This is a genomic window from Streptomyces sp. NPDC058632, assembly GCF_042717095.1.
Classification (GTDB): Bacteria; Actinomycetota; Actinomycetes; order Streptomycetales; family Streptomycetaceae; genus Streptomyces.
On record NZ_JBHXQZ010000068.1, the window covers coordinates 26146 to 44479 of the forward strand.

General features: G+C 73.3%; 17 protein-coding genes. 12 read left to right on the top strand and 5 right to left on the bottom strand.

All coding sequences use genetic code 11. The features are described 5' to 3' along the window. Nucleotides 1–175: 175 nt before the first annotated feature. Together ACFWVE_RS24175 and ACFWVE_RS24180 are read left to right on the top strand one after the other, a co-directional pair. On the top strand, nucleotides 176–544 hold the full coding sequence (locus tag ACFWVE_RS24175) for a Rid family hydrolase (RefSeq protein ID WP_384017585.1): 369 nt from the start codon (nucleotides 176–178) through the stop codon (nucleotides 542–544). Between the two features lie 205 nt (nucleotides 545–749). Further along, entirely contained in the window at nucleotides 750–2171 is a 1422-nt protein-coding gene (locus tag ACFWVE_RS24180; RefSeq protein ID WP_384017587.1) for a PAS domain-containing protein, read from the top strand. 41 nt (nucleotides 2172–2212) lie between these two features. Here ACFWVE_RS24180 and ACFWVE_RS24185 read toward each other — a convergent pair whose 3' ends face one another. Beyond that, nucleotides 2213–2968 (bottom strand): SIS domain-containing protein, encoded by a 756-nt coding sequence (locus tag ACFWVE_RS24185; RefSeq protein WP_384017590.1) that lies wholly within the window; start codon nucleotides 2966–2968, stop codon nucleotides 2213–2215. A gap of 261 nt (nucleotides 2969–3229) precedes the next feature. Here ACFWVE_RS24185 and ACFWVE_RS24190 point away from each other — a divergent pair, with 261 nt between their 5' ends. After that, nucleotides 3230–3922: a metal-dependent transcriptional regulator gene (locus ACFWVE_RS24190; protein WP_384017593.1), complete on the top strand. Its 693-nt coding sequence runs from the start codon at nucleotides 3230–3232 to the stop codon at nucleotides 3920–3922. A gap of 513 nt (nucleotides 3923–4435) precedes the next feature. Further along, nucleotides 4436–5299, top strand: coding sequence for an alpha/beta fold hydrolase (locus ACFWVE_RS24195; RefSeq protein WP_384017596.1), 864 nt, complete (start codon nucleotides 4436–4438; stop codon nucleotides 5297–5299). A 393-nt stretch (nucleotides 5300–5692) separates the two neighbouring features. On the opposite strand, the gene ACFWVE_RS24200 is transcribed toward ACFWVE_RS24195, so the two are convergent. Continuing rightward, entirely contained in the window at nucleotides 5693–6382 is a 690-nt protein-coding gene (locus ACFWVE_RS24200; RefSeq protein ID WP_384017629.1) for a bifunctional DNA primase/polymerase, read from the bottom strand. Nucleotides 6383–6730: 348 nt separating this feature from the next. Between ACFWVE_RS24200 and ACFWVE_RS24205 the strand changes: the two genes are divergently transcribed. Together ACFWVE_RS24205 and ACFWVE_RS24210 are read left to right on the top strand one after the other, a co-directional pair. Then, the gene (locus ACFWVE_RS24205) at nucleotides 6731–8116 is read left to right on the top strand and encodes a transcriptional regulator (protein ID WP_384017599.1); all 1386 of its coding nucleotides are present in this window, start codon (nucleotides 6731–6733) and stop codon (nucleotides 8114–8116) included. 306 nt (nucleotides 8117–8422) lie between these two features. Next, nucleotides 8423–10165, top strand: a complete 1743-nt coding sequence (locus ACFWVE_RS24210; protein WP_384017602.1) for a hypothetical protein — start codon at nucleotides 8423–8425, stop codon at nucleotides 10163–10165. Between the two features lie 85 nt (nucleotides 10166–10250). Here the strand turns inward: ACFWVE_RS24210 and ACFWVE_RS24215 are convergent, their stop codons facing one another. Continuing rightward, nucleotides 10251–11558, bottom strand: coding sequence for an ABC transporter substrate-binding protein (locus tag ACFWVE_RS24215; RefSeq protein ID WP_384017605.1), 1308 nt, complete (start codon nucleotides 11556–11558; stop codon nucleotides 10251–10253). Nucleotides 11559–11676: 118 nt separating this feature from the next. On the opposite strand from ACFWVE_RS24215, the gene ACFWVE_RS24220 reads away from it, so the two are divergent. Together ACFWVE_RS24220 and purU are read left to right on the top strand one after the other, a co-directional pair. Beyond that, the gene (locus ACFWVE_RS24220; RefSeq protein ID WP_384017608.1) at nucleotides 11677–12177 is read left to right on the top strand and encodes a hypothetical protein; all 501 of its coding nucleotides are present in this window, start codon (nucleotides 11677–11679) and stop codon (nucleotides 12175–12177) included. 46 nt (nucleotides 12178–12223) lie between these two features. Continuing rightward, nucleotides 12224–13105, top strand: a complete 882-nt coding sequence (gene purU, locus ACFWVE_RS24225; protein WP_384017611.1) for a formyltetrahydrofolate deformylase — start codon at nucleotides 12224–12226, stop codon at nucleotides 13103–13105. A gap of 275 nt (nucleotides 13106–13380) precedes the next feature. Here the strand turns inward: purU and ACFWVE_RS24230 are convergent, their stop codons facing one another. Then, nucleotides 13381–14742, bottom strand: a complete 1362-nt coding sequence (locus tag ACFWVE_RS24230) for a maleylpyruvate isomerase N-terminal domain-containing protein (protein WP_384017614.1) — start codon at nucleotides 14740–14742, stop codon at nucleotides 13381–13383. After that, a complete protein-coding gene (locus ACFWVE_RS24235; RefSeq protein WP_384017617.1) occupies nucleotides 14739–15320 on the bottom strand; it encodes a sigma factor in 582 nt (193 codons plus the stop codon). The genes ACFWVE_RS24230 and ACFWVE_RS24235 overlap by 4 nt, the downstream gene beginning before the upstream one ends. Nucleotides 15321–15681: 361 nt before the next feature. Between ACFWVE_RS24235 and ACFWVE_RS24240 the strand changes: the two genes are divergently transcribed. From ACFWVE_RS24240 to ACFWVE_RS24255, 4 genes are all read left to right on the top strand, one after another. Continuing rightward, nucleotides 15682–16062, top strand: coding sequence for an STAS domain-containing protein (locus ACFWVE_RS24240; protein WP_384017632.1), 381 nt, complete (start codon nucleotides 15682–15684; stop codon nucleotides 16060–16062). Between the two features lie 213 nt (nucleotides 16063–16275). Continuing rightward, nucleotides 16276–16791: an EF-hand domain-containing protein gene (locus tag ACFWVE_RS24245; RefSeq protein WP_384017620.1), complete on the top strand. Its 516-nt coding sequence runs from the start codon at nucleotides 16276–16278 to the stop codon at nucleotides 16789–16791. A gap of 28 nt (nucleotides 16792–16819) precedes the next feature. Continuing rightward, nucleotides 16820–17008: an acyl-CoA dehydrogenase family protein gene (locus ACFWVE_RS24250; protein ID WP_384017623.1), complete on the top strand. Its 189-nt coding sequence runs from the start codon at nucleotides 16820–16822 to the stop codon at nucleotides 17006–17008. A gap of 492 nt (nucleotides 17009–17500) precedes the next feature. Then, entirely contained in the window at nucleotides 17501–17959 is a 459-nt protein-coding gene (locus tag ACFWVE_RS24255) for an ATP-binding protein (protein WP_384017626.1), read from the top strand. The last annotated feature ends 375 nt before the right edge of the window (nucleotides 17960–18334 follow it).

The window sequence follows — 18334 nt, forward strand, 5'->3', positions numbered from 1 at the left end:
GAACCGAGTACGGCGACGGGCTACTGGCCCGCAGCCACCTCTTCCGTCCGGTATGCGTACATCTGCCGAACCACCTCCTTTCCGGAATGCCACCACCCTAGGAAACGTTCCGCCGTCCGATCAACCGCTTTTTCGAGATATTGACCGTTGGATGTGTCGCCGCTGGTCACCTGCCGTGCGGCGGACGGGAGACACGGGGCGGCGGGCGATCGTCGGCGGGTCGGTGTTCGAGGAGCGGATCGGCTGCGCGCGGGCCGTGGCGGACGGGGACCGGGTGTACGTGTCCGGGACCACCGGGTTCGACCACGCGGCGACGACGATCTCCGACGACGTGGTCGAGCGGGCCGAGCAGTGCCTGCGGAACGTCGCGGCGGCCCTGGACGAGGCGGGGCGCACCTTCGCCGACGTGGTGCGGGTGCGGTACCTGCCCCCGCGCCGGCGGGGGAGGACTTCGAGCCGTGCCGGCCGGTGCCGAGGCGCCGCTTCGGCGAGGTCCGCCCCGCGGCCACCCCGCAGGTGTGCGGGCCCGCCGATCCGAGGATGAGGACCGGGATCGAGGTGGACGCCCGGCGGGGGAGCGGCGGCTGAGCGCCGGCCGGGCGACGACGGGACGCGGAATGCCGGTGGCGTACAACGATTCCCTCAAGGTTGCGGGAACCCGATGTGCGCTGAGTCACGTTCAAGTTGAATGATGGCAAGTGGGCGGACCGACGTGCCGTACGTAGGACGCAGCTGCAGGGGGTGTCCAGGTGAGTGCTTCCCGGCGTAGTGGGACCACCGACGAACTGGGGCCCGACGAGCCCGGGCGGGAGAGTTCGGACGGTTCCGATCTGCTGGCCGCGTTGCTGGACGGCATGGACGCCGCCCTGTGCGCCTTCGACGCGGACGCGGTGGTGACGCACTGGAACCGTGAGGCCGAGCGCATCCTCGGGTGGACCGCGGCCGAGGCCGTGGGCCGGCAGGGCTTCGCCGGATGGGCGGTGCGCGGCGCGGACGCCGCGGAGGTCGAGGCCCGGCTGATGTCGGCCATGGGGGCCGCGGGCCGGCAGGTGCACGAGTTCGCGCTGCTGACCAAGGACGGCGGCCGGGTGCTGGTACGGACCCAGTCCGCGGCCGTACGCGGGCCCGACGGGAAGCCGGCGGGTGTGTACTGCGCCTTCAGCGAGGTGCACACGCAGATCGACCTGGAGCGGTCGATCGCGCTGAGCGAGGCGCTGCTGGAGGAAGCGAGCTGGGGCGTGGTCCTCGTCGACGCCGATCTGCGGCCCGCCGTGGTGAACGCGCACGCGGCGAAGGCGTTCGGCACCGGGCGCACCTCCGTGCTCGGGCGGCCGCTCGGGGAGCTGCTGTCGCAGGGCGTGGAGGAGCTGGAGAGCGCGCTCACCCATGTGCTGGCGGAGGGCGCCCCGCCCGCGCCCGCCGAGATCTGGGTGAGTGTGCGGGAGCCCAAGGGCGAGCGGCGGCGGTGCTGGCGGTGCGGCTTCGTGCGGCTGGCGTCGCCGCTGGCGGAGGAGCCGGTGCCGCTCGGCGTGGGCTGGCTGTTCCAGGACGTGACCGAGGCCCGGCAGAGCGAGCAGGAGGCGTCGCTGGTGCGGTTCCGGGCGCAGCAGCTGCACCGGGCGGCACGGGCGGCGGCCGAGTGCGAGGACCCGGCGGAGGCCGTCACCGTCCATCTGGACTTCGCGCTCGCCGGATTCGCCGACCACGCGCTGATCGACCGCGTGGCGGACCGGGCGGCCGACGCGGCGGCAGGGACGGCGGGTGAGGCGGAGGGCGCGGACCGGGTCCGGCTGGTGCGGATCGCGGCCACTCCGTCCGGGGCGCCGGGACCGAGCCGGCTCGCCGGGCAGGCGGGGCTGCCGGTGCGGTACGGCCTGGGCCATCCGGCCCTGCGGTGTGTCGAGCGGGCCGGTTCCGTACGGGCCGACGCGGGGGCGGTGACGGCACAGGAGGCGCGTGCGTGGGCGGTGTCCCGGCAGTGGCCGGCGGACGCGGCGCACGCCCTGTGCACGGTGCTGCGCAGCCGCGGCCGGACGCTCGGTGCTGTGACGTTTCTGCGCGGCCCGGGACGCAACGCCTTCGAACGCCCCGACGCGATGTACGCGGAGGACGTGGCCCTCCGCATCGCCACGGCCCTGGACCTGGCGGGAGCGACCGGGCAGCGGGAGTGACGGCGGGACCCGGGACCCGGACCGAGTCCCGGTGCCGGGATTCAGCGCCGGTAGAAGATCCGGTCGGCGTACTGCTCCAGGATGCGGCCGTTCCAGTCGTGGCCGCCGTCGACGTTGCCGGAGCGCAGGAGGGGCGGCTCGATGCCGCGGTCGGCCAGGGTGGCGGCCGCGGTGGCCATGACCGCCTGGAGGAGGGCGGCGGTGACGACGGTGGAGGCGGGGGCGAAGGGGGCGGGGACGTTGTCCAGGGTCAGCTCCGCGTCGCCGACCGCGATCTTGGAGTCCAGGACGAGATCGCAGTGGTCCTTGAGGTAGGTCCCCGACGCGTGCCGGGACGTCGTCTCCGTCGCGTACGCCACCGAGGTCACACCGATGACCTTCAGGCCCAGGGCGCGGGCGTTCATGGCCATCTCCACGGGCAGCGCGTTGCGCCCGGACAGGGAGACGATCACCAGCGCGTCGCCCGCGCGGGCCGGGGACGAGTCGAGCACGGCGCTCGCGAGCCCGTCGACGCGTTCGAGGGCCGAGCCGAGGGTGGCCGGCATCACGTCGACGCCGACGACGCCCGGGACGGCGAGCAGGTTCATCAGGGCGAGTCCGCCCGCGCGGTAGACGACGTCCTGCGCGGCGAGCGAGGAGTGACCGGCGCCGAAGGCGAAGAGGCGCCCGCCGCCCGAGACCGTGTCGGCGAGCAGGGTGCCCGCGGCCGCGACGGAGTCGGCCTCCTCGTCGCGGACCCGGTGCAGCAGGTCGATCGCGGCGTCGAGGAACCGGCCGGCCGGCGTACGGTCGCTCATGCGGCATCCCTTCGGGGTGAACTGCTGCCGATCACCGTGCGGTCCGGACCAGCGCCATGTCAATATGACGGCCCGAGGGGCTGAGGAGCCCTTCGCGGCAGCCCTGCACCACCCTGTACCACCCCGCGCATACCCTTCGTTTCCACGGTGCGCCTCGGTTACCGGTGCCATGCGTCAGAATTGAGTCCAGGGCCAGCGCATGCGCCGGTGAGCCGTCCAGCCTCCGGCAGAGCCAATCGCAGATCTCATCGAGGGGCACGTATGTCCGGACTGATCGACACCACGGAGATGTATCTCCGCACCATCCTCGAGCTGGAGGAGGAAGGCGTGGTCCCCATGCGCGCCCGGATCGCGGAGCGGCTCGACCAGAGCGGGCCGACGGTCAGCCAGACGGTGGCGCGGATGGAGCGCGACGGCCTGGTGTCCGTCGCGGCAGACCGCCACCTGGAGTTCACCGACGAGGGCCGCCGGCTCGCCACCCGCGTGATGCGCAAGCACCGCCTCGCCGAGTGCCTGCTCGTCGACGTGATCGGCCTGGAGTGGGAGCAGGTGCACGCAGAGGCCTGCCGCTGGGAGCACGTGATGAGCGAGGCCGTCGAGCGCCGCGTCCTGGAGCTGCTGCGGCATCCCACCGAGTCGCCCTACGGCAACCCGATCCCGGGCCTGGAGGAGCTGGGCGAGAAGGACGGCGCCGACCCGTTCCTGGACGAGGGCATGGTGTCCCTGGCCGAACTCGACCCCGGCTCCGAGGGCAAGACGGTCGTGGTGCGCCGTATCGGCGAGCCGATCCAGACGGACGCGCAGCTGATGTACACGCTGCGCCGGGCGGGCGTCCAGCCCGGTTCGGTGGTCAGCGTGACGGAGTCGGCGGGCGGTGTGCTGGTGGGCAGCAGCGGTGAGGCGGCCGAGCTGGAGACGGACGTCGCCTCGCACGTGTTCGTCGCCAAGCCGTAGCCGTGTCCGTGTCCCGTCAACTCGACTGATGTGCAAGGAAGTTGCTGCGGGAGAGCCGCGACGCCGGTGCGATCGCGCCGAATCCGGGACCGAGTGCGCCGAAGCGCAGCGCTCGCCCGGTTCGCGTGCGAGGCTGTCGCGTGAGGCATCTGGCCTGAGGGGCTCTTGGCCGGGCCGGCAGCGCTGCCACCCGGCCGGGGAGGGGCGGGAAGATGTGCCGTGACCACGTGAGGAGCCCCGGCGCCGCACGGCGCCGGGGCCTGTCCTCCCCTGTGCTGACCCGGAGCCCCGAGCTCCCAGGGTCATTCCCTGCGGACCGGTTTCCCCGAGTGGTCCGCCTCCCGTTGGAAATCTCCCCCCGGCCGCGGCGATCAATCCTCGAACAGGGTCACTCGAACGAGGGGTATTGGCTACTGGAACCGCGTTCTCGAAAGCGCATTCGATAATCTGTGGGGCGGCAACAGCAGGCAGGGCAGGCAGCACGGCAGGCAGCGAGCTGGGGGTGCCAAGACGATGGCGCGACGCATCGACGTGACGGGGGCGGACGGCGTACGTCTCGCCGCCTGGGAGTTCGGCGACCCGCCCAAGACCGGCAGCGACCCGACGGAGCACACGAGCGTGCTGTTACTCCACGGGCTCATGGGCCGCGCCTCGCACTGGGCGTCCACCGCCCGCTGGCTCTCCGCGCGGTACCGGGCGGTCGCCCTGGACCAGCGCGGCCACGGCCGCAGCGACAAACCCCCACAGGCCTCGTTCACCCGGGACGCCTACGTCGACGACACCGAGGCCGCCCTCGAGCAGCTGGGCCTCGGCCCGGCCGTCCTCATCGGCCATGCCATGGGCGCGCTCACCGCCTGGCAGCTCGCCGCCAAACGGCCCGACCTGGTGCGCGGGGTGATCATCTGTGACATGCGGGCCTCCGCGCTCGGGGCCGCCTCGCAGCGCGAGTGGGCGCAGTGGTTCAAGGCCTGGCCCGTCCCGTTCGCCACGCTCGCCGACGTCCGCAAGTGGTTCGGTGAGGACGACCCCTGGGTGGAGCGTCCGAACCCGGCCCGCGGCGAGTTCTACGCCGAGGTGATGGCCGAGTCCCCGGACGGCTGGCGGCCGGTCTTCGACCCCGGCCAGATGCTCCGCTCCCGCGAGACCTGGGTGTACGACGCGCACTGGGAGGAGTTGGCCCAGGTGCGGTGCCCGGCCTTGGTGGTCCGCGGCCTCGACGGCGAACTGGGCCGCGCGGAGGCCCAGGAGATGGTCCGCGTCCTGCCCCGCGGCCAGTACGCGGAGGTGGCCGACGCCGGCCACCTCGTCCACTACGACCAGCCCGACGCCTGGCGCACGGCCATCGAACCGTTCCTGGACACCCTCCGGGACACCTGAGCCCCGAGCCGCCCCGGCCCTCGCCGGGCCCGCCGACCGTGCCGCGTACACCGCCCCGCGCACACGCAGGTCCGCCCCCTGTGCCCGCCCTGCCCGCCGGGCGCCCGGCGCCGCCCAGGCGTTGCCGTGCCCTCGCCCCGCGGGCCCGCGCCCCCGCGCAGCCGTGGTGTCACGTCGCCCCGACGTGACGTGTCGCCTGCCTGCCGGCCGCGGGTGCCGTGCGTGCCGTCCCGTATCCGGCCGTCGATGCCGACGCGTCCGCGGAAAGCCTGCCTCGCGTCTCGCCGCCCGGAGCCGCCCAGGCCGCCCGGAGCCGCCCAGGCCGCGTCCCCCCGTTTTCCCGCCGCCCTCGCTCACGGTCGGCTTCCACCGTTCCTGCCGTTCCTGCCGCTCCTACCGTTCCTGCCGCTCCCGCCGCTCCCTGCGGTCCTGCCGGTCGCGGCCGCACGCGTACGCCAGCGGCGAGATCAGCTCCGCGGCGTCCGGCAGCCACCGGTTCGCCGGTGTCGGCCCGCTGGCCCACTGCACGGCCCCTTTGGACCCGAACCGCGTGGGCGGTGCCGCCACGTACGTCCCCTCGCCCCGCACGGTCAGATCGAGCGGGGACAGCGACCAGCCCAGGGAACGGATCAGACCCGGCACCTTCGCGGCGGCGCCGGGGAGCACGAAGAATTCCATGCGCCGGGCGGGGGTCAGGGTCACCGGGCCGAGCGTCAGTTCCATCCGCTCCATCCGGGCCAGCGCCAGGAACCCGGCCGACTCGGGGACGGAGATCGTGTCGAAGGAGTGGCCGGTGGGCAGCAGGATCGAGGCCGTCGGCCGCATCTGCCACATGCGGCGGACGGCGCTCGCGCTGCCGGTCGCCTGGCCCGCCCAGTCGGAGCGCGCCGGGTGTGCGCCGGGTGCCGGGCACTCGACGACACCGCACGAGCAGCGGTGCACCCCGTCGACGGCCTCCAGCCAGGTGCCCGGAAACACGTCCCAGTGCCGCTCCTCGGTATAGCGAACCGCGGTGTCCAGCAGGGTTTCCCCGCGCTGCTTCGGGATCTGTCCGGCATCGGTGCCGGGGACCGTCTCTTCCACGATGAGCACAACTACGTCCGCCACCAGGGGTTACGCCCGTGCCCATGTGCGGGGGAGGGACACTCGCCCCGCGGTCGGGGCGCATGGGTGCATGTGCGGGGGCGCGCAGGGGGATCGGTGTCCGCGGGTGGGTAGCCAAGGGAGGGTGGTCGGGACGGGACGACATCCGTCGCTACCCCGGCAATCCGTACATGCCTCGCATCTTCGGCACCTCGGCGGGGCATTGATCTTCACGGCCGGAACTTTCGTCCCTTCACGAGGGGAGTTGTCAGGGGGCGGGCGGGCCCGGCCGCCGAAGACACGTCAACTCGGTGCGCGGGCAGGCACCGCAGCCTCAGGGGGTATGCCATGGCCGCAAGGCCTCTCGTCGCGCGGCAGCCGAACGAACGACTGCAGGCGCTCATTCAGGAAGCCGGATGCTCCAACGCCGGGCTGGCCCGCAGAGTCAACATGTGCGGTGCCGAGCACGGCCTCGACCTGCGGTACGACAAAACGTCGGTGGCCCGCTGGCTGCGCGGACAGCAGCCGCGGGGCCGGGCACCGGTGATCATCGCGGAGGCGCTCGGACGCAAGCTGGGCCGTACGGTCACGATCGACGAGATCGGCATGGCCAACGGCAAGAACCTCGCGTCGGGCGTCGGTCTCCAGTTCTCGCCGACGGTACTGGGGGCCATGGAGCAGGTCTGCGAGCTGTGGCGCAGCGACGTGGGCCGGCGGGACTTCCTGTCGGGCTCCTCCGTCGCCGCGTCCGCGCTGGTGGAGCCGAGCCGGGACTGGCTGATCTCCGCCCCCGACCCGCAGGTCGCGCGCTCGGCCGGGCCGCGGGTCGGGCGCTCCGACGTGGCGGCCGTGCGGGCCATGACGCAGTCCCTGGTGGACCTGGACCACCAGTACGGCAGCGGGCATGTGCGCCCGGTCGTCGTGCACTACCTCAACAGCGTCGTCTCCGGGCTGCTCACCGGTTCGTACCGGGAGGCCGTCGGACGCGAGTTGTTCGCGGTGGTCGCCCGACTGACCGAACTGGCCGGGTACATGGCCGTCGACACCGGGCAACCGGGCCTCGCCCAGCGCTACTACATCCAGGCGCTGCGGCTGGCCCAGGCGGCCGGCGACCGGGCGTACGGCGGGTACGTGCTCGCCGCCTCCATGAGCCATCTGGCCGCGCAGCTCGGAAACCCGCGCGAGATCGCGCAGTTGGCGCGGGCGGCCCAGGAAGGCGCGCGCGGGCGGGCGACCCCCCGCGCGGAGGCCATGTTCCGAGCCGCGGAGGCACGCGGACACGCGCTGATGGGTGATGCGCAGGCCGCGCAGGAAGCGGCCGGGCGCGCGATCGGCGCCATGGAGGCGGCCGACCCGGCCTCGGGGGACGACCCCGTGTGGATCACGCACTTCGACACGGCCTACCTGGCCGACGAGCTGGCGCACTGCCACCGGGACCTGGGCCAGTCCGAGGCCGCCGCGCGGTGCGCGCGCGAGTCGCTGGACGGGCATCCCGAGTCGCGGGCGCGGCGCCGGGCGATCGGCTACGTGCTGCTCGCCACGGCGCAGGTGCAGCAGCGGGAGGTCGAACAGGCCTGCAGCACGGGCCTGAAGGCGGTGGAACTGCTCGACGGGCTCAGGTCCGACCGGGGCGCCGAGTACCTGGAGGACTTCCAGCAGCGGCTGGAGCCGTATCAGGAGGAGCCGGTGGTAAGGGAGTTCGGCGCGCGCGTGGCCCTGCCGGCGGCGGCGTGAGCACGGCGGGGATGCTGCGCGGGTCCGGTGGGGCGCCGCGGGGGTGCGATCGGATGCCGGCCGTCGGGTGAACCCGGCGGCCGGCGACGGGTGAACGCCGTGGGTGATCCCGGATGAACGTGCGGGCAATGCGGAGTTGACGCGGGAGTGGAGTGGAGGAGGTGACGTGAACAGCGTGCGGTGACCCGGTTTTGTTACCGCGCTCACAGGGCATGAGGTCACGTCCTGTGCTGCGTGGCACCGGGCTCCGGGGACCCGGTAGCGTGAGCCGACGATCCACAAGGTTCCCCATGGGTAGGAGTCCCGGTGACGCAGAGTGGACAGGGCGAGGAGCCCTCGGCGCGCCCCGCGCGCGAAGGCATCGTGCTGCCCTCCGACGGCGGCGAGCCCTTGCTGCCGGGCATGACGGGCACCCCTGCCGGTCCGGTCGCGCAGGGCGGGCAGGAGCCCGCCTCCGCGCCGCCCGGCGGTCAGACCTGGGGCACGCCGTGGGGGCCCGAGCAGCGGACGCCGCCCGCGTCGCCGCCGCCGTCCGACCAGGAGTGGCAGTCGTCCCCGCCCGCCCAGCAGTGGGGCACGCAGGAACCGGCCCCCTGGGGCACACCGGGTCCGCCCGCGGGTCGGCAGGGCCCGGGCCCGCTGCCGCCCGAGGGCGCGCAGGCCCCGTCCCACGGCGGGACCCACGGTGCCCACTCCTCGTACGAACCGACGTACGGCCCGAACGCCGGCGGCCCCTCCGCGTCGATGCCGCCGCAGGCCACCGGCCGGGAACCCGGCTACGGCGGACACCGGAGCGGTGACGCCCACGGCTCCGCCCCCGGGGGGACGGACGGCTACGGGCAGCGGGGCGGAGGCGCTCCGCTGCCGCCGCAGCAGGGTTTTGGGTACGGCGCGTACGGCTCCGGCGCCGCGGGCGCGCCGCCCGACGGGTCGGAGGGGGCCACCCAGTTCATGCCGCCGGTGCCCGCCGCCCCCGTGGACGAGGGCGCGACCCAGTTCATACCCCCGGTGGGCCCGGGAGCACTGCCTCCCGAGATGCCCGCCGTACACGACTCCGAATCGACCCGGTACCTGGGCCTGCCCGCCCAGGGCCGGGCCGGCGGACCGCCACCGCCCGCGGGCAACCCCGACGCCGAGGCCACCCAGTTCATGGCACCGGTGGCCGACCAGCCCCAGCGCGCGCCGTACGGCGCCGCACCCGGTGTCCCCTCCGGTGTCCCGGCCGAGGAAGGGAACCGGCAGCCGCCCGCCGAGTTCGACAACCTCTTCCGCGCCTCCGGAGGCCCGGAAGAGGCCGGTTCCACCCAGCAGATGCCCCGCGTCGAGCACCAGCGGCCCCCCGTCCCTCCGCAGGCCGGACACGGCGGCGGCCGGCGTGCCGCCCGCGAGAACGACGGCGGAGGCAGGGGCGGCCGGGGCGGCCGTACGGGTTCGAAGGTGCCGTTGATCGCGGCGGTCGGTGTCGGTCTCGTCGTCCTCGGCGTCGGGGCGGGCGCCCTGCTCGGCAGCGACGGCGACGACGGCGACACCAACAAGACGGTCTCCGCCACCGCGCCCGCGAGCGAGGCGCCGTCCGCCGAGCCGTCCGCCGACCCGGTCCGCCGGCAGGCCGTCGAGCTGGACAAGCTGCTGGCCCACAGCGGCGACAGCCGGTCCGCCGTGATCAACGCGGTGGAGGACGTGAAGGCCTGCAAGAACCTCAAGAAGGCGGCCAAGGACCTGCGGGACGCGGCCGGGCAGCGCAACCAGCTGGTCACCGACCTGGCCGCGCTCTCGGTGGACGAACTGCCCGAGCACGCGGCGCTGACCGCCGCGCTCACCAAGGCGTGGCAGGCGTCGGCGTCGGCCGACAACCACTACGCGGCCTGGGCCGACCAGACCGCGGGCAAGAACGGCTGCAAGAAGGGCCAGGCCCGTTCGACCGGCGAGACGGCGGCCGCCAACAAGGACAGTGGCGTCGCGACCGCCGAGAAGACCAGGGCCGCCCAGCTGTGGAACGCGATCGCCAAGCAGCACGGCCTGACCGAACGGCAGCCGACCCAGCTGTGACCGGCCCGGGTCCGGCCGGCGGGCGACGACCGGTGATCAGCGGACGGTGACGCGCGCCGGCCGGGCGGACGTCCCGCCCCGCGCGTCAGGCCAGATCGGCGTTCTGCAGCGTGTCCGTCACGTCGATGAAGCCGTCGCGGCCGGACACGAGCCGGCCGTCCCTGACCTCCTGGAAGGTCACGTTGGCGTTGACCAGCCGGGGGAAGCCGACGGCGGCCAGCTTGTCCTGGAACTGCCAGCGCAGGGTGGGGGTGAGTCCGCCCGTCTCGACCTTCAGCCCGTCGTCCAGCGTCTGGGCCACGGTGTGGGCGCTGACCTCGCCGTCGCCGAGCGACTCGACGGCCTGCCTGAACACCGTGTAGGCGATCCAGGTGGTCTGCACACCGGTGTCGGCGGGGTCGATCCGGTTGTCGCCGAACGCCTCCTTCTTGATGACGTCCTTCATCGGGTCCCAGAGCTTGTCGCTCGACCCCGGGTACCAGCCGGTGACGTACGCCCCCTCGTACGGCCCCGACGCTCCGCCGGTCGTGTTGATCGTCGTCTGGTCGACGCTGCCCAGCACGGTCGCGGTGCGCACGTCCGGGTAGTCGGCGCGGGCGCGGCGGAAGGAGTCCATGAAGGTGCTGGTGCGGTCCCCGAGCGCGGGCACCACGCAGCCCTCGGCCTCCGGGTCGGCGGTGCTGGTCTCCAGGGCCTGCTTCGCCTGCCCGCCGTACTCGGTGGCCTCCTCCGCCGCCCGCTGGTCCGCGGTCGGCTCGTGGCCGCCCGCGGACAGGCCCGAGTCGAGCAGCGGGGGCAGCTGGTCGCCCGCGATGGTGTCCGGCCGGATCAGGGTGACCGGCCCGCAGATGTCGGCGAGGGCGCGGCCGAGGCCCGCCAGCAGCGCCGGCTGGCCGCCGTTGACGGGATAGGACAGCGGGCTGGTGAACTCGTCGGTGGTGATGCCGTAGCCGCCGATGTACGGGATGCCGGCGCCCTCGAGGGTCGGCAGGAACGTGTCGGCGTGCTGGCTGTACGAGCCGACCACCGCGACGGCGTTCTCCTTGACGGCGGTCCGGGCGCACCGCGAGGCGGACACGCTGTCGTTGTGCTCGTTGCAGGTGATCACGTTGAGCTCGCGGCCGTTGATGCCGCCCTCGGCGTTCACCCGGCTCGCGTACGCCTGGGCGAAGGCGGGCATACCGGGCTTGTTGGTGGCGTTGGTCTCCTCCGGTGCCCAGGTCATGACGGTGATCGGTTCGTCGTCGGCGCCTCCCGGGCCGGGGACGACTCCGCACCCGGTGGCCAGCATCGCCGCCGCCAGCGCGCCCGCGGTCAGGGTGCCGGCTCTGGACGGCCGGGAGCTGCGGCGGAGGAGGTTGATGCGGCTGCGGTTGCGCGGACTGCCGGTCATGTTCACGCACGATTCCCCCACATCGCCAACCGGCCGGTGACCGGTCGTCAACGGACGGTGACGGGTGGGTGAATTACCGGGTCCGGTGTGACCGGTGGCGAGGGGAAACGTACGATCGATGACCGTGCAAGGTTCGGAGAACTCTTCCCGTCGCGGCCGTCGCTCCTTCACCATGGGCGGCATGCCACTCAATGACATGCCATGGTGGCGCTGGCGCAGCAATGTGCGCTCCGCGCTGCACATGCTTTCCGACCCCGGGTTCCAGCACGGCGTCTGGCTGGCCGGTGTGGACGGCTACGGCGACGTCACCGACGCGGTCTACCGGCTGGTCGAGGACACCTGGCTGGACAACTGGTCCGCCGAGAAGTACGTGGGCACGATCTTCCGCGACTCCCAGGAGGCGGCGCTCGTGGACACCGCGGTGCTGCGCGTGCTGCGGATCATGCACCAGGTCGGTCCGGACGCGCCCGTCACCGCCTACCTCGAGCACGAGGGGTGGCCGGACGCGGTGCGGGCCGCGCGGGACGCGCATGTGCGGCTGGCGACCAGCGACGGGGAGGACCCCGACACTCCGCCACAGAGCCTCGAGGTGCTGAGCATCCTGACCCGGTCCGCGTAGCGGGACGGCCGCACGGCCGGGATCCGCGTATGGGACCCTTTTCCGCATGAGTGAGCAGCCCGCCCGAGCAGAAGCCCCGGCCGACCAGTACGTCCTGACCCTGTCCTGCCCCGACAAGCAGGGCATCGTGCACGCCGTGTCGAGCTACCTGTTCATGACCGGTTGCAACATCGAGGACAGTCAGCAGTTCGGCGACCACGACACCGGGCTGTTCTTCATGCGGGTCCACTTCTCCGCCGAGGCCCCGGTGACCGTGGAGAAGCTGCGGGCGAGCTTCACGGCGATCGGTGACGCGTTCCGGATGGACTGGCGGATAAACCGCGCCGACGAGAAGATGCGCATCGTCCTGATGGTCAGCAGGTTCGGCCACTGCCTGAACGACCTGCTGTTCCGCGCCCGGATCGGCGCGCTGCCGGTGGAGATCGCCTCAGTGGTGTCCAATCACACCGATTTCGCCGAACTGGTGGCTTCGTACAACGTCCCCTTCCATCACATTCCGGTGACGAAGGACACCAAGGTCCAGGCCGAGGCGAGGCTGCTGGAGATCGTGCGCGAGGAGGGCGTCGAACTCGTCGTGCTCGCCCGCTACATGCAGGTCCTCTCGGACGACCTGTGCAAGCAGCTCTCCGGGCAGATCATCAACATCCACCACTCCTTCCTGCCGAGCTTCAAGGGCGCGAAGCCGTACCACCAGGCGCACGCCCGGGGCGTGAAGCTGATCGGTGCCACCGCGCACTACGTCACCGCCGACCTCGACGAGGGCCCGATCATCGAGCAGGAGGTCGAGCGGGTGGGCCACGACGTCACCCCCGACCAGCTCGTCGCCGTCGGCCGCGACGTCGAGTGCCAGGCGCTCGCCCGCGCCGTGAAGTGGCACGCGGAGCGCCGCATCCTGCTGAACGGCCGGCGGACGGTCGTCTTCGCCTAGGGCTCCGGCGGATCAGGCCGAGGACGTGGGGTCCGGCACGCTCGTCCGCGGCGTTGTCGTCGGTTGCCGGCTCCCCCGGGCTCCCGGCTCCGCCCGAGCGGGGAGGGGCCCCCATCGCGTCGTCGCCCTCCTCCGCCTTGCGGCCGAACGCACCGGGCCCCACTCGCCCCAACTGGATGGACACCGCAGACCGCCTCCGACCCGATCCGCCGGACAGGCCCCAGGGCCTGTCCGGACCGGACCTGGTTCCTGACGAGTCCTGGTCCTGACAGGTCCTAGATCCGGCTCATCGAGGCCGCCGCCAGCAGGACGTCCCGGATGGCGGCCTTGTCCCCGACCTGCCCGGCGGCCGCCTCCCGCGGAGACACGTGGCCCGCGGCCAGGCGGCAGAACTCCGAGCCGTCGAGCGCGATGTGGGCCACCTCGTGCTCCGCGGACCCCTGGGCCGCCGGGGAATCCAGCGGGATCAGCCACTCCCCGCCGCCGGACCCCTCGATCTCCAGCCGCAGGCTCCGCCCCGGCGCACCGGCCGCGACCAGCCGCCGTTCGGTGGAGACCTCCTGCCCGGCCTGCCGGCGTGCTTCCAGGACGGCCGGCAGCATCCGCGCGGCCAGGTCGACCATGCCGTGCAGATGCCGTCCGGTCGGCGGCTCGTACGGATAGTCCACCGCCTCGGCGATGTCCTCCCCGTGCACCCAGCACTCGAAGGCGCGGTCCAGCATCGCGTCGTGCAGCGGCAACTCGTAGCCGCCGTACGAGACCGGCATCCGTCCCGCACCGCCCGTGAAGGACACCGTCCGTACCAGGTCGTGGGTCTGCGCACGCCAGGGCGCCCGCACGGAGCGGGTCGGCGGGTGGTGGGCTCCGCGCCAGAACGCCTCGGTGCGGGCCGACGGGGTGGCCCGCTCGGGCGCGAGGTCGCCGAGCGGGTCGGCCAGACCGAGGGCGGCCGCGACCAGCCCGTCGACCGCCGTCAGATGCGCGATGACCCCGGCGACGGTGGTGCGGCGGGTGGCCGCCTCGTCGGCCTCGTACCAGCGCAGCCGCACGGGTGCGTGCCACTCGGTGTCGCCGAAGTCCTGGAGCAGCGCGTCCAGCCGGGCCGTCTCGGCGTCGTAGGCGGCGGCCCAGTCCGGCACGGGAATGCGCGGCGGGCGCCGCTTGAGGCAGGACTCCAGGACGCGGGTGCGCAGCCCCGGGTCCAGGTCGAGGCTCTCGGGCCGCCGCAGCAGCCCGACGGCGTCCCGCAGGCGCAGCGCCTCCTCGGCGCAGGCCCCGCAGTGGCCGAGGTGCTCCTCGACGGCCGCCGCCTCCTCCGGCGCGCAGGCGGCCAGCGCCCACGCGCCCAGCAGTGACTTCAGCACCGGGTGCTCCAGCACCGGCGCCGGCTCCGGTGCCACTGCGGGCAGGGGCTGTCCGGTGTCCTCGACGGAGATGCGGGGCGGCGGTATGCGGGCGGAGCGGCCGGGGCCGGCATCGCTCTCCGGCCTGCCCGGAACGTCCCGCTCGCGCGTACCGCCCGCCCCGTTTCCCGAGCCCGCGCGTGGGCCCGCGTCCGTGTCGTCGTGACGCTCCCCGTCTCCCTCGTGCCCCTCGTGTTCATGGTCGCCGTACGGCTCGAAACGGTCGTCGCTCACGCCGCACCCCCGATTCCGGGCGGGGTGCCCGGGGCCTCGGTGTCGTGGGCCGTGGCCAGCAACTGGAGGCCCAGCCGGAGGCGGCGGCGGGCCTCGTCCTCGGTGACGCCGAGGTCGGCGGCGGTCTGCCGGCAGTCCCGGCGCTGGACGTACGCCAGCTCCAGCGCGTCCCGCAGGGGCACCGGCATGGCGTGCACGATGTAGTCCGCGCGGGCGGCCGCCGACGCGTGGCGCACCTGGCGCTCCAGGTCCTCCGTGCTGCCGGCGCCGCCCCGGGCGAGCGCGGCGGTCCCGCGGGCGCGCAGCCGCTCGACGGACAGCTCGTGCGTCAGCGCGGCGATCCATGCGCGCAGCGGGCCCTGCCGGGGGTCGTAGGCGTCCGGATGTTCCCAGACGTGGGCGAAGACGTCGCGCGTGACGGTGTCCGAGGCGTCCTCGTCACCGAGGACGCGGTGGGCGAGGCCGTGCACGAGGGAGGCGAACCGGTCGTAGAGCTCGCCGAGCGCGGCGGCCTCTCCGCGGGCGAGGCGCTGCTGCATCGTGCGGTCCCAGCGGGGCGGTACCTCCTGGTGCGTCATGCGGCCCTTCACCCCCTGTTCCTCCCCGGCGTCCCGGGACGGCCGTGCCCGGCCCGGCGGGTGCCCGCCGACTCCACGAATGTAGTCGGCGCGTACGAGCACGCACGCCCCTTTGCGGCAATGTGCGCCCCCGCCGGGCCCCAGGTGGTAAGGGGTCGCCGGCACACGCATCGAATGCCGTCCGACGGCCTGCCTACCCAGCCCTTCGCCGATCGGAACCGATCGAATGGGAACGAAGTCGACTGAAACAAGCCTTTTCTGTTTGGTCACCGTTTCTTGGGCCGTGTTTCAGGGCACGGCCGGTGGGCAGCCGCGCTGCAAGGAAGCGTAGGTGCTTCTTCCGTTTCGGCGAGCGAAGGGCGTGGTGGTGACCTTCAACGTGACCGACGGAGAGCAGGGCGATTGGGCCGTGCTCCAGGTGTCGGGCGAACTGGACCTGGTGACCTCGCCGGTGCTGCGCCAGCGTGTGCACGACGTCGTGGCCGACGGCAGACACCGCCTTGTCCTCGATCTCTCCGAGGTGTGGTTCTGCGACTCCAGCGGTGTGGGAGTGCTCATCGCCACCCGTCGGCTGCTCCGTTCCTGCCAGGGCAGCCTGCGGCTGATCCTCCCCGCGCAGGGAGCCGCCGACGGCAGCCACGTCAACCGGGTGCTCGGCGCGCTCGGGGTGCGCCGCCTCTTCGACGTCCACCCGGACGTCCCGTCCGCGGTGGACGGGGCCTCGCGCCCGCTGTCGGCCTGACCCCGGCCCCGACCCAACCCCGACCCGGCCCCGGGAGCCGACGGCCGCCGCGGGCGCCCGCGGCGGCCGCGTATGCCACATGGCGGTCCCGGAATTCCCCCGGTCCCGGCACAAGCGTCGTTTCCGGGCCCACGGAAGGCACCGCACGTCGTACGCTCCGGGGCGAGACGATCCCACTGGAATCCCACTGACCTAAGGCGGCCTGAAAGAGACATGGTCACCAGCGAGTACGAGCGCAGGATCGCAACCCGCTTCGCCGTCTTCGACCAGGACGGCAACGGCTACATCGACCGCGAGGACTTCAGCGGAGCGGCCAAGGCGCTGCTCGCCGAGTTCGGCACCCGGGCCCGGTCGGAGCTGGGCCAGACGCTGTACGGCGGCGCCGAGGCCTTCTGGCAGGGCATGGCGGGCATCGCCGACCGCGACGGCGACCAGCGCATCACCCGCGGAGAGTTCGTGAACGGCGCGGTCAAGCGCCTGCGGGACAACCCGGACCGGTTCGCCGAGATCGCCCGTCCCTTCCTGCACGCGGCCCTCGCCGTGGCCGGCGGTGGTGACGGCGACGGCACGGTGGGCGTCGAGGAGACCGCCCGCGTCCTGAAGGCGCTCGGCGTCCCCGGGGAACGGGCCGGGTCCGCCGCCGCCACGCTGGACACGGACGGCGACGGCAGGATCGGCGAGGAAGAGATCGTGGGCGCCTTCGCCCGCTACTTCACCGTGTCCGAGTAACGCTCCCGCGGCTTGGACGGTCGCCGCGGTGGCCGCCGCGGCCGAACAGCCGGGCACCGCCCCGCGCGCGTGCGAGCCGGCGGTGCAACACGCCCGGCCCCGTGAACAGTTCGGCCGGCCGATCGGGGCCTTCCAGGCGGTGGCCCGCCCGTGCGCCGGCCTGCCGGCCCGCGCGGAGACCGCCCGCGCCGCCGAACCGCGCGCCGGAACCGCCTGACCCGTCCCGGCCCGCGATGCCGTGGACCACCCCGGGTGGATGTCACGGATCGTGGCAACCAGGTGTCACGGAGCGTTGAGACCGGGTTGTGTCCTACGCGTGACTTGTCACGGCCTGGAGTCGACTGTCCGCTCCGGTACCTTGTGTGGGATGCGAGTGGTTGTGAGCACGCACCGCACCGGAGTTGCCCCCGAGGCGAGTCCGGAACGGCCGGTGCCTGCCGTCGTTCGCCGCGCTACCAGGCCGACCGCCGCCGCCTGTTCGACTCGCCGGGGCGGGCGTCGCACAGTATGCCGCACGAGTACTCCTTCGCGCTGGAATATGCCCGAAGCGCTTGTTGACGTGACTGTACGTCAACCATGCTGTCCCATAAGGGATTCACGTTCCGTGACTCCTGTCCCGGCCGTTGTCCAGGCCATGCAGAGAATGGCTACGATCGTGGCCCTCGTGAGGCGCGAGTCCAAGTGTCCGCCGGTTCGGATGGTGTGAGCGGTGCAGGTGCTTCAAGTGCAGCTGGAGATCCGGCCCGACCCCGCTGAGGTGGGGAGGGCCCGTCGGTGGACCCGCTCGCGTCTGGCCGGTTCGGGGATCGCGGCCGACGAGCCGCTCGCCGAGACGCTGATCCTGCTCGTTTCGGAACTCGTCACCAACGCCGTGGTGCACACCGGCTGTCCGGCCGTACTGAGACTCTTCCTGCCGGGTGCGGTGGCCGGGGAGGCCACCGTCCGGCTCGAGGTCGCCGACCGGAGCGACAGGGCGCCGGTGCCGCGCTGTGTGGACGGCGACGCGACCGGCGGGCGCGGCCTCGCCCTCGTCGACGGCCTGGCCGACCGCTGGGGCTGGAGCACCGACGGCGCCGGCAAGCGCATCTGGTGTGAACTCGACCGCTGCGCGGCGGCCCGGAAGGCCGTGGCCCCCACCTGGGGGGGCTTCGCGTACGAGGCGGTGTAGGGAGCCGAGGCCCCGGGGGTCCGGCGGGCACGGTTGTGCGTGCGTACCGGTGCACCGATGCACGGCCGGACGGCCGGACGGGCCGGGGTGTGAGTCGGTGCGCCGGGTGTGCTTCCGTGCGCGGCACCGAATAACCGGGCATATGTCGCGGATTCATCCATAACTGCCTCAATCGGCGTTGACGCGACGTGACCGCGTGATCACTCTGGTCGTCATCGATTCGCCGCGAGGGGACGGCGAGGACTTCGACGACGGGAGCCCTCGGCGAGTGTGGGTCGTGATTCCGGCGCCGCTCCTCTCATGGCCGGGGGGAGTCGGGCGGGAGCGCCGGAGTCGAAAGGCGGTGCGGTGCCGCGCGCTCGGGACGCGCGGCAC

Excerpts from the sequence above, each read along its gene's own strand:
- ACFWVE_RS24185 (WP_384017590.1), bottom strand. The coding sequence starts at position 2,968 with ATGAGCGACCGTACGCCGGCCGGCCGGTTCCTCGACGCCGCGATCGAC.
- ACFWVE_RS24190 (WP_384017593.1), top strand. The coding sequence starts at position 3,230 with ATGTCCGGACTGATCGACACCACGGAGATGTATCTCCGCACCATCCTC.
- ACFWVE_RS24195 (WP_384017596.1), top strand. The coding sequence starts at position 4,436 with ATGGCGCGACGCATCGACGTGACGGGGGCGGACGGCGTACGTCTCGCC.
- ACFWVE_RS24205 (WP_384017599.1), top strand. The coding sequence starts at position 6,731 with ATGGCCGCAAGGCCTCTCGTCGCGCGGCAGCCGAACGAACGACTGCAG.
- ACFWVE_RS24215 (WP_384017605.1), bottom strand. The coding sequence starts at position 11,558 with ATGACCGGCAGTCCGCGCAACCGCAGCCGCATCAACCTCCTCCGCCGC.
- ACFWVE_RS24220 (WP_384017608.1), top strand. The coding sequence starts at position 11,677 with ATGACCGTGCAAGGTTCGGAGAACTCTTCCCGTCGCGGCCGTCGCTCC.
- purU (WP_384017611.1), top strand. The coding sequence starts at position 12,224 with ATGAGTGAGCAGCCCGCCCGAGCAGAAGCCCCGGCCGACCAGTACGTC.
- ACFWVE_RS24235 (WP_384017617.1), bottom strand. The coding sequence starts at position 15,320 with ATGACGCACCAGGAGGTACCGCCCCGCTGGGACCGCACGATGCAGCAG.
- ACFWVE_RS24245 (WP_384017620.1), top strand. The coding sequence starts at position 16,276 with ATGGTCACCAGCGAGTACGAGCGCAGGATCGCAACCCGCTTCGCCGTC.